The sequence below is a fragment of the Duganella sp. CT11-25 genome (assembly GCF_047302815.1).
Taxonomy (GTDB): Bacteria; Pseudomonadota; Gammaproteobacteria; order Burkholderiales; family Burkholderiaceae_D; genus Rugamonas.
In genome coordinates this window covers 576611-590311 of sequence record NZ_JBKBFD010000001.1, presented here as the reverse complement: position 1 = coordinate 590311, position 13701 = coordinate 576611, and the positions used below count along the sequence as shown (strand labels likewise).

The following is a 13701-nucleotide window of genomic DNA, read 5'->3' as shown; positions in this document are numbered from 1 at the left end:
GGGAACTACTTGGCCGCGTTGACGATGGCGCTGATGATGGCCGGATAGGCCTGCGCGCCGGTCGAACGGTTGAACAGTCCCGACGAGTGATTGGTGGTCGGGCCATTGTCCCAGTACACCGGCACCGCGCCGTGCTGGTACGCCGACTTGGTCAGGTACTGGTCCCAGTACTGGCGGTATTTGTTGGCCGCGTCGTACTCGGTGCGCTGCATGGCCGAGTATTCGCCGAGGATCACCGCCACGCCCTTGTCGACGAAGCGCGTCTTCATCTTCTGGAACTGGGCGTCGATGTAGGCCTCGTTGGCCCAGGTTTCCGTATTCGCCGGGCTGGTGGCGATCGAACCCCACTGCCAGATGCTGCTATTCTCGTTCAAGGTGAAGTTGTAAGGGTCGTAGTTGTGCACCTCCATCATCAGGCGGTTGGCGACGCTGTCGGTCGGCACGGTGTTGGTGGCGTAGGTGTAATCGATATTCGTGTTGTAGCCCTGTACGATCAAATGGCGCGTGGCGTTGTTGCCGCCGGTGGCGCGCACGGTGTTGACGAACACCTGGTTGAAGCCATTCTGCACCGCGATATTCTCCGCCGTCGGCGCGCTGTAGACGCCTTCGACCATCACCTCGTTGGTGCCGGCGAACAGCAGGTAGTCGTCATAGTATTTGAAGGTGTTGCCGATCTGGGTCCAGAACTTGGTCAGGCGCGCGTTGGCGGCCGACTGCGCGGCGTAGGTCGGCTGCTGCCAGCCGCCGTCCCAATGGACGTTGATCATGACGTACAGGCCCGCGCTGCGGGCCGCATCCACCACTTCCTTCACGCGCGCCATCCAGCTGGCGCTGATGTTATAGCTGGCGTCCGCATACTGGCTCCACGATACTGGAATACGCACAGTCTTGAAACCGGCCGCCTTGACGGCGTTGAACAGCGCCTGGTTGGCGGGCGGATTGCCCCATGCCGTCTCGCCGCCGATGGCTTCCAGCGAGTTGCCGAGGTTCCAGCCTGGCGACATCAACGCCGACAGCTGCACGCTGGTCAGGTTGCGCACCAGGCCCGCGCGCACAGCGGTGGCCGAGCCGGAGCTGGAACCGCCGGTGCTGGTGGTGAACTTGACCCAGTACCAGTATGGCGTGCCGGTCGCTGGCGTGGTGTCGGTATAGGTGATCGCGCTGGCGCTGAGGATGGCCACGCGGCCGCGCCCGGCGGCGTCGCTGTCGGTGTCGCGGTAGACCTGCAGGCCGGTGACCGCGCCACTGACGGTCCATGTGAGCTTGATGTTGTCGGCCGATCCGGTCGCGGTCAGGCAGACCGTGGCGCCGCCACCGCTGCCGCAACTCTGCGCCTGTGCCGGGGATCCCGCGCATAGCGCGAGGACGAAGACTGCCATCGATTTCAGGAATTTCATGTCATGACCTTTCATGGTTGACGCGATGAACGGCGGGCTTGCAGCTTTGCCCAGCCTAATACCAGCAGCCCGGCGGCCAGCAGCAGTGCGCTGCCCGGCTCCGGTACCGCGCTGACGCCTTGCGCTGTGGTGAAGTCGTCCATCACATACCAGCCGTCATCGCGCGCGATACTCAGGCGGGAGACGTTGGCGAAGCTGGCGGCGATCCAGCTGTATGTGCTGCCGATGCCGACATTGCCGGTCGTGCCGATGACTTGATCGGCCGCATCGTAGGCGGTGATGTTGACCCATGCCGCTGTCGCGCCATTCGTGGCCGGCGCCGCAAACCAGGCGCCGGAGAAGTTGAAGGCGGTGGCGCCGGCGATGGTCAGGTTGTCGGCGCCATAGCCGTTGGTGACGTAGACAGCGCCGGAGTGGGCGCCATTGCCATAGCCCTCCACCGTGGTATCGCCGTAGTACCAATCCCCGCTCCAACTAAAACCGGCATAGGAACTGCTCAACTGCGTCAGATCGCCGTCCGCATTCAGCTCATCGAAGTTGACTTGCACCGCCTGCGCCCGCATTGCCATCAGCAGGCCCGCGCCGACGAATAATCCGATCAAAAACTTTTTCATGGTCTCCCCTCTTTTAGTTACATGCATCGCCGGTGACTGCCGGAATGGCCGAGCCGCTGACGGTCATGCCGAATTCCACGGTACCGCCGGGGTAGATGTCGTGGTTCCAGCTCTGGTTGGGCGTTGCCGTGTAGGTCGGGCTGGCGCCCGCGACCGCGGCGTTCCAGAAGCCCTGCACTACCGATCCATCCGTATAGGTCCAGCCGACAGACCAGCCGCTGATGACGGTGCTTCGGTTGTTGGTGATGCGCACGGCCGCGTTGTAGCCGCCTTCCCAGGAGGCCGTGACCACGTAGCTGCATTGGTTGGCCGGTTCGCTGGAGACCGGCGGGCTCGCCGTCACCGGCGTCACCGTCACTTCGCCCGCCAATGCCGGCTTGCCGTAGGCGATGCCGCGTCCGGCGGTGCTCATGTACACTTGGCCGAAGATATTCATGTCGCCGTTGACCATGTGCGCATTGCCTGTTCCGCCGTAGCGGTGGGCATCATCGTTCACGCGCACCCAGGTGGCGCCGGCGTCGGTCGAGCGCAGCAGGCCGCTCACCGTCCCCACCACGCCTTGCATGAACAGCGTTGGATAAGCCGCATCCGGCGCCGCCATGCCAAAGCCGATCGCGCCGCACTGGTTGACGCTGGCGATCTTGCTGAAGGTGGTGCCGGAGTCGGTCGAGCGGGTCAGGCCGCCGCCGTTCAGGCACACCCAGACATCACCTTCGCGTCCCGGCGCCACGCGGATGATATTCGAGCCGCCGCTACCCGGACTGCCCTTGACGGCGAACGATGCACCGCCGTCCGTGCTGGCCAGCAGGCTGACGCCATCGTAGGCATAGAACTTGGCCGGGTTGACCGGGTCCGCCACCGGCCGCGCATTGTTGGCGGTCAGTCCGGCAATCACGCTCCAACTGGTGCCGTAGTCGGTGGAGCGGTAGCTGGCGGTGGAATTGGCGGGGCTATGCAGCAGCGCGTAGCCATCGGCGGAGAACGCCAGCTGGCCCTGGCCGCCATTGATCACCGCCGCCTTGGTCCAGCTGGCGCCGCCGTTGGTCGAGTAGTAGAGACTGGACCCGGCCCGCGCCATGATGCGGCTGTCCTGCGCGGCGATCGCCAGGCCGGAGGTGGTGCCCATCTGCGGCGCGTGCTGGACGCCGTATTGGGCCGCATCGGCGTTGACAAAGCCGTCGAAGTCGCCGATGGTCGAGACCAGCGGCCCATTGGTCACGCTCTCGAAGTTGAAGGGTACCGTTTCCTCCAGCCCCGCCACGTCGAAGTCCCAGGTCGTGGTGGCAGCGTCGATGTTGGCTGTCTTGAACAGGCCATTGCCCGAGCCTACCCAGACTTTCTGCGTGTCGAAGGGATCGAATTCCAGCGAGCCGGCCCAGTGAATGGAACCGCTGTTGATCCAGTTGGCCCCCTTGGCGTCCAGCGCAAAGCCGCGCGCCACCACGTCGGTCCAGCTACGCCCCGCATCGAGCGACGTCAGGATACGGTCGCCATAGCTGTTGGCGCCTTGCTGCATCCAGGTGTTGATGGTGGAGACCACCAGGTGCTTGGGATTGGACGGGTCCACGCTGATGCCGCCGAATGGACGGGCCAGGCCCGCAGGCGTGATGTTGGCCCAGTTGCCGCCGACGGCGTTGTACTCCCACACCTGGCCGTTGTCCATTGGCTCGCCGTCGGCCGGATGCGGCCCGGCGCCGTTGGCGTACGTGATATACAGCTTGCCCTTGGATGAGATCACGGCGCGCTGCGGCATCACGCCGCCGGGCGGGCCGCCCTTGACCGCCGTGAACGTCGCCCCCGCGTCGGCGCTGAAGTACAGGTTGGGACCGACCGAGCCGAAACGGGAGACACCGACAAACAGGCGCCGCGCCACGCCGCCGCTCACGCTGGAGGGGTCGAGCAGCACGAAACTGATGCCGTTGTCGTTGGGCGTGGTGGTCACGCCGAAGGATGCCATCCGGTTCCAGGTTGCACCGGCGTCGGTGCTCTTAAACAGGCCATTGCGGCGCGTACCCACGTACAGCACATTGCTGGAGCCGGGATCGACCTGCAGCTTCTCGCCATTCTGGCGTCCCATGCCATTGCCGTGGGCCTTGAACTGGGCCGTGACGTCGGTGACGGCGAAGGTCTTGCCGTAATCGCTGGAACGCAGGATTGCAGTCTTGCCGTTGCTGAAGTAGCTGGTGCCGGCCAACAGGTAGACGTTGGCCGCGTTGCGAGGGTCCACCGCCAGCGATTCGATGCCCATCAGGCCCACGTCGGCGTCGCTCACCCAGTCGGTCAGCGCGGTCCAGCGCGACGTTGCGGCATCCCAGCGATAGGCGCCGCCGACGTCGGTGCGGGCGTAGACCACGCCGCGTTCGGATTTGCTTGGCACCAGGCCCGATACGAAACCACCGCCGCCGATGGCGACCGAGTCCCAGTGATAGTTTTCCGCCGTACAGGCGTAGGGGATCAACAGCGCTGCCGTGAGCAGCGCCAAGCCGTGCTTAGCTCTCATGTTCTCGTCTCTCAGATTTATAGTTATCGCGCTCAGGCGGCGCGTCGGACCATTCTGCGACTGGAAAAAATCCGATGCAATTATGAAAACAGCCAATCAACTGAATGATATTTAACAGTCAGAAAAATGATTACATCGCGTAGCCCGTTGACACCCCGTACGGGAATATCGATACTCGATCCAACTGAAAAACAACGGACTTCTATGTTCAAACCGCGCACTCCTTCCCTGCCGGTGGTACGCCGCGTCTCCTCGGCGCTGCTGCTGGCAGGGTTTTCTATTTCCGCACTGGCCGACGGCCGTGTGACTACCAGTTTTGACGCCGGCTGGCGCTTCTTCCAGGGCGACGCCAAGGGTGCGCAGGCGGCGGCCTTCAACGACGGAAAATGGCGCACGCTGTCGGTGCCGCACGACTGGAGCATCGAAGGACCTTACGACCAGGCCAATCCGACTTCGCGCGGCGGTGGCTATCTGCCGGCGGGCATAGGCTGGTACCGCAAGCAGTTCACGCTGCCGGCCGACGACGCCAAGCGCCGCGTGCGCATCGAGTTCGATGGCGTGATGGCCAACAGCGAGGTGTGGATCAACGGTAAACTGCTGGGCAAGCGGCCTTACGGCTACAGCAGCTTCAGCTACGATCTGACGCCGCATCTCAAGTTCGGCAAGGGCCAGGCCAATGTACTGGCGGTGCGCGCGGATAACGACGTGCAGCCGGCCTCGCGCTACTACACCGGCGCCGGTATCTACCGCCATGTGCGGATGGTCAGTACGGAGCCGGTGCAATTTGGCGCCGGCGGCGTGTTTGTCACCACCTCGGCCATCGATGCGGACGGCGCGAGCCTGCGCCTGCAGTCGGATGTCAGCAATACCTCTTCGGCCGATGGCGAATATGTTTTGCAGGTCGAGATCCGAGATCCCGCCGGCAAAGTGGTGCAGACCAGCGAATCGCGCCAGACCGTTGCGGCAGGCCGCTCGGCGGAAGTCGTGCAGACCGTAAAGGTGCCGTCGCCGCAGCGCTGGTCGCTGGACAAGCCGCAACTGTACCGCGCCGTGGCGACGCTGCGCAAAGGCGCCACGGTGCTGGACCAGCAGACGTCCACCTTCGGCATCCGCGAGTTCAAGTTCGATGCGGACACCGGTTTCTGGCTCAACGGCGTCAATCTGAAAATCAAGGGCGTCTGCCTGCACCACGATGCCGGCGCATTGGGCGCGGCCGTGCCGCTGGATGCGTGGCGGCGCCGCTTCGAGCTGCTGCGCGAAGCGGGCGTGAATGCGATCCGCACCGCGCACAATCCGGTGGCGCCGGAGTTCCTCGACCTGGCCGATGAAATGGGCTTCCTGGTCATGGACGAGACCTTCGATACCTGGACAGCGGCCAAGGACAACGGCGAGCAGGGCTACAACCGCTTCTGGACCCAATGGTGGGAGGCCGATACGCGGGCGATGGTGATACGCGATCGGAATCACCCTAGCATCGTCATGTACAGCGTCGGCAACGAGATCCACGATAACCTGGACAGCCCGGAAGGCTTCCAGAAATACAAACAGCAGCAGGACCTGATGCACCAGCTGGACCCGACGCGGCCCGTGACGATGGCGCTGTTCCGCCCCGCCCTGTCCAAGGTCTATGTGAACGGCTTTGCGGAGACGATGGATATCGTCGGCCAGAATTATCGCGAGAACGAGCTGGTCGCCGCGCACAAGGCCAACCCCAAGCGCAAGGTGATCGGCACCGAGAATGGCCATCAGCTTTCGGCATGGCTGGCCTTGCGCGACAACGCCTTCATGGCCGGGCAGTTCCTGTGGGTGGGCTTCGACTACCTGGGCGAGAACAGCTGGCCGGCGACGACCTACGACCAGGGCCTGTTCGACCGTGCCGGCAACTGGAAGCCGCGCGGCCTGCAGCGCCGCAGCTGGTGGTCGACCAAGCCGGTGGTGCACATTGTGCGCCGCGCGGACAATGCCGGTACCGGCGACTGGATTGCCAACTGGACGCCAGCCGACCTCAATACCTACGACGACGCCAAGGTGCAGGTCTATAGCAATGCCGAGCAGGTGGAGCTGTTCCTCAACGGAGAATCGCTGGGCAGCAAGGCCAAGCCCAAGGACGACAGCCCGCGCGGCTGGGATGTCACCTTCGCGCCAGGCACGCTGCGGGCGGTGGCCAGCAACGGCGGCAAGGAAGTCGCGGTCGAGGAGTTGAAGACTGCCGGGCCGGCGGCGCGTATCGAACTGGCGTCCAGCCGCAGCACCCTGGGCGCCGGCTGGAATGACGCCGCCTTCGTCACCGCGCGCATCGTCGATGCCAACGGCGTGCAGGTCCCCAATGGCAGCGTGCCACTGACCTTCAGCGTCGGCGGGCCCGGCGCGCTGGCCGGCGTGGACAATGGCAATGTCACTAGCCACGATACCTACCAGAGCAATCTTTGCAAGACAGACCGCGGACAGTGCGTGGCTGTCGTCAAGGCCAGCGCCGCCGGCGGGACGATTACGTTCAGGGCCGAGGCGAAGGGCCTGGCCGGCGCCAGCCTGGCGATTCCAACGGCTGCGGGAGCGCAATGATGCGGCGCGCCTCCGCCCTCGCCGTCCTGCTGGCTGTTGTCGGACTGGCGGGCGGCGGCGCCGCTGCTGCCGCCGACAGCTGGCGTTTCGAGTTCGGCGCCGCCAAGCCATCGGCGGGCTATATCAACGTGCAGCCTGACATGGAGTACAGCGCCGCACGCGGTTTCGGCTTTGAATCAGGTGCAGCCGCGCGGACCGTCGAAGACGCATCCGGCGACCGCCTGCACGCCGGCTATATCACCGGCGACAAGCCATTTTTCTTCTCGGTCGATCTCCCCGAAGGCAACTACAACGTCACCATCACGCTGGGCGCTGGCAAGGCCGCTTCCAGCACCACCGTCAAGGCCGAGCTGCGCCGCCTGATGCTGGAGAATGTCGCCACCACGCCTGGCGCCTCGGTCACGCGCACTTTCACCGTCAACGTCCGCACGCCGAGGATTCCCGGCGGCGGCGCGGTCAAGCTCAAGTCCCCGCGCGAAACAGTGCAGGAAGCCTGGGCCTGGGACCAGCGCCTGACGCTGGAGATCAACGGCCAGCGCCCCGCCATCCGCGCCATCGAGATCACGCCGGCGCAAACGCCGACGCTGTTCCTGCTGGGCGACTCCACCGTCTGCGACCAGCCAGGCGAGCCTTACAACAGCTGGGGCCAGATGCTGCCGCGCTTCCTCAAGCCCGGCATCGCCGTCGCCAATCACGGCGAATCCGGCGAAACCTATCGCGATTCGCTGCAGCGCCGGCGGCTGGACAAGATCCTCAGCGCCATGCGCCCCGGCGACACGGTGCTGATGCAGTTCGGGCACAACGACCAGAAACAGATCAAGGACGGCAAAGGCGGCCCGTTCACAACTTACAAGGACGAGATCCGCGCCCACGTCGAAGCGATACGCGCACGCGGCGGCGTCGCCGTCATCGTCTCGTCGATGGAGCGCCGCAACTTCGACGCCAACGGCAAGGTCGTGCCGTCGTTGATCGACTATGCCACCGCCGCGCGTCAGTCGGCGCAGGAACTGGGCGCACCGTTCATCGACCTGAATGCGATGAGCAAACCGTTCTACGAAGCGCTCGGCCCGGAGTTGTCGAAGAAAGCCTTCGCCGAGCCGGAGCCCGGCCGCATCGACAACACACACCACAACGCCTACGGCAGCTATGAGCTGGCGCAAGCGGTGCTGACCGGCTTGCGCCAGAGCGGCGTTGCGGCGGCGGCCTACATCGCCGACGGCTACGGTCACTTCGATCCTTCGCATCCCGATCCGGTGGAAAAATTCTCCGTGCCGCCCAGCCCGAACTACAGCAACCAGCGGCCCTTGGGCGACGACGCCACCGCCTACCTGTTCACCTACTTCATCGGCAACGGCGAGGACGGCCTGCACCTGGCGGCCAGCAAGGACGGCTACAACTGGGAGAAACTGGGGGGCGGCCGCAGCTATCTGGCACCGCAAGTCGGCAAGTCCAAACTGATGCGTGACCCGAGCATCGTACGTGGCCCGGACGGGACCTATCACATGGTCTGGACCTCGGGCTGGAACGAAAACAACATCGGCTATGCGTCCTCAAAAGACCTGATCCACTGGTCCGCGCAACAGCAGGTTCCGGTCATGGCGCACGAACCCGGCGTGTTGAACGCCTGGGCGCCGGAAATCGTCTACGACGACAAGCGCGGCGAATTCCTGATCTTCTGGGCCTCCACGATACCGGGCCGTTTTGCGGCCACCGATGGCTCGTCGGAGGAAAAGTACAATCACCGCATGTATTACACGACCACGCGGGATTTCGTCACCTATGCGCCGACGAAGCTGTACTACGATCCCGGCTTCAGCGTGATCGACGCCACCATACTGCGGACCAAGGACGCCAACTACCTGCTGGTCAAGGATGAAACGCGCAATCCGCCGAAGAAGTACCTGCAATTGGCGGCGGCGCCGGACCTGCAAGGCCCGTTCGGAAAACTAAGTCAGCCGATCACCGCGCCTGGCCTGTGGGTCGAAGGTCCAACCGCCGTGCAGGTCGGCGAAGACGTCATTCTGTACTACGACGCCTACATCACCAAGCATTACGGCGCCGTGCGCTCGCGCGACCTGGTGCACTGGGAAGACGTGACGGACAAGATGCACTTCCCCGACGAAGGCACACCGCAGCGCCTGCGTCACGGCACGGTGATCGCCGTGCCGCAAGCGCTGGTCGACTGCCTTACTTCACCAACTGCAGCGAACTGTCGTTGATTTCAAACTGGTGATTCTTGATCATCGTGATCACCTCGGCGCCGGCCAGCAGCACAGGGCCGTAGCCGTGGGCCGCGTACACATTCACCGGACGGTAGGCATAGAAAGCGGTATCGAAGCCCATGCCGGTACCAACGCAGGTGCCTTCGACTTGTCCCTTGGCGTTGACCTTGGTGGCCACGGCGTTCCAGGCCAGGATGACGGCCGGCGCGTAGGCGCGCTTGTCGATGTAGCCGCGATTGATCGCGCGTGCCATTGAATAGGCGTAGATGGCGGTGGCCGAGGTTTCCAGGTAGGTGTCGTTACGGTCGATCAGTTGGTGCCACAAACCAGTGCCGTCCTGGTAAGCCGCCAGCCCCTTGACATGCGCGCGCAGCTGCTGCAGCACCATGTTATAGCCTGGATGTTCAGGCGGCAGCACGTCCAGCAGTTCGACCAGCGTCATCACCGCCCAGCCGTTGGCGCGGGCCCAGTGGAATTCGGGATGCACGTCCATGCCCTGCACCCAGCCATGCATGTAGAGGCCTTTCTGGGCATTGAACATGCGGTCCGAGAACAGCTTCACCTGCTTGACCGCGTCATCGTAGTACCTGGCCTCGCCGGTCAACTTGCCCAGTTGCGCCAATGCCGGAATCGCCATGAACATATCGTCCAGCCACAGCGTATTCGGTTGCGGACGGTTGCGCGCCAGCGTGCCGTCGGTGAAGCGAAACTCCTTGGTGCCGACAAATTCGATGCAGCTGTTGAGCAGCGGCGTCAGGTCCGCCTGCAGGCCGCCGCGCTTGGCCTTGATCATCGCCGCGCACACGGCGCCGATATCGTCCAGCGCATGCGGTTCGAGCATGCTGCGCACCGGCGACTTGGCCTGCGGATTCGCCTTCATGCGCGCCAGCGTCGGCGGCGACAGCCTGGCCAGCAGCGTCAAACGCTTGGTGACGTAGTCGTTGTACTTCTGATCGCCCGTCGCGCCGGCGGCCAGCAGCATGCCGGCATAGGTCACGCCCCACTCATAGCTGGTCAGGCGGAAGTCGCCGGGGGCCAGGATGGTGTCGTCATCGATCTGGTCGAAGTTGGTGATCTCTTTCCTGGTCTTGGCGTTGATGGCCTGCGCTGGCGATGCCGCGTCCAGGTAGGTGAAGACGCGGTTCAGCACCTTGCTCACGGCTTCGACGGACGGCTTGCCGTATGGCGTAGGATAATCCGGTTGCAGCAGATGCAGCGGCGCGGTGACATCGTTGACCGGCTTGGTCTGAGCCCAAGCCTGGCAGGCCAGCGGCAGCAGCATGGCGGCGATGGCGGTTTTCTTCAGCAGCAGCTTCGTCTTCATGTAGTCGTCTCTTTATTTTAAATATGGTGCCAGCGGCTTGCCTGGCAAGGTGTTGAAAGCGTCGATCACGCGCGCGGCGTTGAACTGCGCGCCGGCTTCGTTGGTGTGGGTGCGGGCATCGGAGAAGTAGCTATTGACCACTTGCGCTCCGGCCTTGCGGTAGGCGTCGCTGACGACCATCGTCAGGTCGGCATACAGCGCGCCGTATTTGCGGGCGACCTCCTCATCCCATTGCGCGTAGCTGGCGAAGTCGCGGCCCTGCTCCCATACATCGCGGTGCGGCACCGGCGACAGCAGGATCACCGTGGCGCCCTTGGCGAGCGCGTCGGCGACGTAGCGCGCCATGTACCAACCGAAGCTGTGCACTTGTTCCTTGCTGCCGTCCGGTTTGGTGTCCTCGACGGTCTCCGGCCCCGTGCCTGGTACCGAGCCGCGGTTCTTCGCGCCGGGATCACCAATGCGGCCGACATCGTTATGCCCGAACTGGATCGCCACCACATCGCCGGCCTTCAACTGGGCCAGCACCTTTTCCCAGCGGCCTTCGGTGAAGAAGGTGCGGCTGCTGCGGCCGCCGATGGCGTGATTGACGACGTTGATCTTGTCCGTATTGAAGTATGGCGCGATGCGCTCGCCCCAGCCGATGGCACCGTTGACGCCACCGCTCTTCACGGTCGAGTCGCCGACCAGGAAAAGGCTGGGCAGCGCCGCATTGCGCGGCTTGTCTCCGGCGATCTTGCCGGCGTCGACCACCGGACGGTCGTCTTCCTTGTAGACCGCCAGCGGCGGCACGCGCAACTCTTTCAGGCCCGCCACCACGGTGCGCGCGTTCAGCTCCGCACCAGCCATATTGGTGTGCGTGTGCTCGTCCGGCGTCACCAGCGGGAACAGCTGCATGACGGCGTCGCGCCCCATCGCGTCATACTGGCTGGCCACCGCCTCGTTCAAATCGATGAAGCCGACCTGCTGCTGGCGAGCGACCTGCGCGGCCCAGCCGGCATACGCATCGGCGCTGCGCTGGATCTTGCCGTCCGCGCCCCAGCTCTTGCGCGGGATCGGCGAGCAGATGATGGCTGTGGCGCCGCGCGCCTTGATATCGGCCACGTAGCGGCGCAGATACCAGCCGTAGCTGTGCACGATCTCGTGTTCTTTCGTGATCAGGTTGTCGATTTCCTCGGTCTCTTCGCCGACTCCCTTGATCGTGCCGCGCGCACGGCTGGTGTCGTTGACCGGACCACTGTCGTTATGGCCGAACTGGATCAGCACCACGTCGCCCGGCTTGACGAAGGCCAGCGTCCGTTGCCAATGGCCGGCGCTCAAGTAGGTACGGCTGCTCAAGCCGCCGATGGCGCGGTTGACGACATTGATCTTGGCCGGATCGAAGAAACCGGCCAGAGGATTGCCCCAACCCCACTGCCCTGCGGCGCCCTTGCCCTGGCCATCGTCGCGGCCATTGCGGACGGTGGAGTCGCCGATCAGTATCAGCGACGGCAGGCTGGCGTTGGCGGGTTCCGGCAGCACGACCTGCGCGGTGCGCGGATCGGTGTTGACCGCCGCTGGCGGCGTTTGGGCATGGACCGCTGCTGTGCAGCACAGCAGCATCAGGATGGCGGCGAGGTATTTATTCATGCCGCTCATTCTATGCGATGAATTTCCGGCCTTGCGCACCGGATTTAAAGAATCAGCAAAATGAGCAATCCGGGCAGGCATATGGGCAGACAATCGTGGCCTCACTACTTTTATTGAGCGAATAATGATCTGCAGATTCCTTCTATGCGCGGCCCTGATCCTGTCCACCAGCGCGCAGGCGCAAATCGGCAAGCGTTACCCGTCCGAACGCAAGGTGGTCAAGGACCCGGTCACCGGCACGATGCTGACCTTCCTCACCAGTAAGCCGCACGGCGATTCCAAGATCTATCCCACCCATCCGCAATGGACCTCGGATGGCAAATGGGTGGTGTTCCGATCGGCGCTGGCGCGCGGCGAGGCGATGGCGGTCAACGAGCAAAGCGGCGACATCGTCCAGATCACGGAAGGCGGTTATACCGGCATGCTGAACCTGGCGCGCAAGTCGATGAAACTGTACTTCATGCGCAAGGATGCGGACGCGAAGCGCCTGCAGATCGTCGAAGTCAACCTGGCCACGCTGCTGGCCGACAGTGCGGCCGGTACGCTCAAAGCCGCAGGCGCCTACCAGCGCATCTGCGGCACCACGGCGGCGGAGCTGGAGGCCGGCGGCGACATGGCGCTGGATGCGGACGAGGACTGGGTCTACTTTCGCGTCGGCGCCGCAGCGGCGGCCCGGCACCTGGCACCCGGCGTGAAAACCGAAGCGGCGTTCGGGCCGCGCAACATGGGCGCAGGTCCGAATGGTATCGCGCGCATGAATATCCATACCGGTGAAGTCAGGCACGTGGTGTCGGTACCGTTCCAGATCGGCCATATCCAGGCCAACCTGTGGAATCCGGGCGAGATCGTGTTCTGCTGGGAGACCGGCGGCAAGTCGCCGCAGCGCACCTGGACCGTGCTGGCCGACGGCAGCGGCCTGCGTCCTCTGTATCCGGAGGCGCCATACGAATGGGTCACGCACGAGGCGGTGATCTCAAAGGATGAAGTGGCGATTGCGATCATGGGCCACCGTCCTATCGCCGGCGGTGCCGGCGGCGTCGATGCGCCGGCGACCGGCGTAGGCGGCGCCAATCCCGGACAGGATACCGGCTGGGGCGTGACCGGTACGCGCGAGAAGCCAAGCGGCCTGGCCATCGTCAACCTCCGCACGCGCGAGATGACCATCGCCGGGCAAACGCCATCCGGCAGCGGCTTGTGGCATGTGCACGGATCGTCGGACGGCCGTTGGGCGGTCGGCGATGACTTCAGCCGCAGCGTTTACCTGATCGACCGCCGCACGCGCGAGATGATGATGCTGACCACCGGGCACAAGACCACGGCGGCCGACCACACCCACCCGACTTTCAGCGCCGACGGCACGCGCATCGAGATCCAGTCGGCGATGCTGTCCGAAGACGGGCGCACGCTCAATATCTGCATCGTGCCCGTCCCGGAAGCATGGTTGCAGCGCCGCTGA

The 13701-nt window shown here is 64.3% G+C and carries 8 protein-coding genes; 3 read left to right on the top strand and 5 right to left on the bottom strand.

The window, feature by feature from the left end:
* Positions 1 to 5 precede the first annotated feature (5 nt).
* From ACEN9F_RS02410 to ACEN9F_RS02400, 3 genes are read right to left on the bottom strand one after another with little or no spacing between them, the layout of a single operon-like run.
* Complete coding sequence (locus tag ACEN9F_RS02410; RefSeq protein WP_413417455.1) at positions 6 to 1397, bottom strand: glycoside hydrolase family 5 protein; 1392 nt, start codon at positions 1395 to 1397, stop codon at positions 6 to 8.
* Between the two features lie 11 nt (positions 1398 to 1408).
* Positions 1409 to 2011 (bottom strand): PEP-CTERM sorting domain-containing protein, encoded by a 603-nt coding sequence (locus tag ACEN9F_RS02405; RefSeq protein ID WP_413417453.1) that lies wholly within the window; start codon positions 2009 to 2011, stop codon positions 1409 to 1411.
* Between the two features lie 13 nt (positions 2012 to 2024).
* Entirely contained in the window at positions 2025 to 4511 is a 2487-nt protein-coding gene (locus ACEN9F_RS02400) for a cellulose binding domain-containing protein (protein WP_413417451.1), read from the bottom strand.
* 204 nt (positions 4512 to 4715) lie between these two features.
* Between ACEN9F_RS02400 and ACEN9F_RS02395 the strand changes: the two genes are divergently transcribed.
* Positions 4716 to 7073 (top strand): glycoside hydrolase family 2 TIM barrel-domain containing protein, encoded by a 2358-nt coding sequence (locus ACEN9F_RS02395; RefSeq protein ID WP_413417449.1) that lies wholly within the window; start codon positions 4716 to 4718, stop codon positions 7071 to 7073.
* Positions 7070 to 9292: a GDSL-type esterase/lipase family protein gene (locus tag ACEN9F_RS02390; RefSeq protein ID WP_413417447.1), complete on the top strand. Its 2223-nt coding sequence runs from the start codon at positions 7070 to 7072 to the stop codon at positions 9290 to 9292. The genes ACEN9F_RS02395 and ACEN9F_RS02390 overlap by 4 nt, the downstream gene beginning before the upstream one ends.
* Here the strand turns inward: ACEN9F_RS02390 and ACEN9F_RS02385 are convergent.
* Positions 9261 to 10619 carry a glycoside hydrolase family 88/105 protein gene (locus tag ACEN9F_RS02385; protein WP_413417445.1) on the bottom strand — a complete coding sequence of 453 codons (1359 nt, stop codon included), beginning with the start codon at positions 10617 to 10619 and terminating at the stop codon, positions 9261 to 9263. The two genes, ACEN9F_RS02390 and ACEN9F_RS02385, sit on opposite strands and share 32 nt — an antisense overlap.
* Positions 10620 to 10631: 12 nt before the next feature.
* Positions 10632 to 12245 (bottom strand): rhamnogalacturonan acetylesterase, encoded by a 1614-nt coding sequence (locus ACEN9F_RS02380; protein WP_413417443.1) that lies wholly within the window; start codon positions 12243 to 12245, stop codon positions 10632 to 10634.
* A 124-nt stretch (positions 12246 to 12369) separates the two neighbouring features.
* Between ACEN9F_RS02380 and ACEN9F_RS02375 the strand changes: the two genes are divergently transcribed.
* A complete protein-coding gene (locus tag ACEN9F_RS02375) occupies positions 12370 to 13701 on the top strand; it encodes a hypothetical protein (protein ID WP_413417441.1) in 1332 nt (443 codons plus the stop codon).

What these genes read in the sequence shown, in the direction of transcription:
- ACEN9F_RS02410 (WP_413417455.1), bottom strand. Translation starts at nt 1,397, where the DNA reads ATGAAATTCCTGAAATCGATGGCAGTCTTCGTCCTCGCGCTATGCGCG.
- ACEN9F_RS02405 (WP_413417453.1), bottom strand. Translation starts at nt 2,011, where the DNA reads ATGAAAAAGTTTTTGATCGGATTATTCGTCGGCGCGGGCCTGCTGATG.
- ACEN9F_RS02400 (WP_413417451.1), bottom strand. Translation starts at nt 4,511, where the DNA reads ATGAGAGCTAAGCACGGCTTGGCGCTGCTCACGGCAGCGCTGTTGATC.
- ACEN9F_RS02395 (WP_413417449.1), top strand. Translation starts at nt 4,716, where the DNA reads ATGTTCAAACCGCGCACTCCTTCCCTGCCGGTGGTACGCCGCGTCTCC.
- ACEN9F_RS02390 (WP_413417447.1), top strand. Translation starts at nt 7,070, where the DNA reads ATGATGCGGCGCGCCTCCGCCCTCGCCGTCCTGCTGGCTGTTGTCGGA.
- ACEN9F_RS02385 (WP_413417445.1), bottom strand. Translation starts at nt 10,619, where the DNA reads ATGAAGACGAAGCTGCTGCTGAAGAAAACCGCCATCGCCGCCATGCTG.
- ACEN9F_RS02380 (WP_413417443.1), bottom strand. Translation starts at nt 12,245, where the DNA reads ATGAATAAATACCTCGCCGCCATCCTGATGCTGCTGTGCTGCACAGCA.
- ACEN9F_RS02375 (WP_413417441.1), top strand. Translation starts at nt 12,370, where the DNA reads ATGATCTGCAGATTCCTTCTATGCGCGGCCCTGATCCTGTCCACCAGC.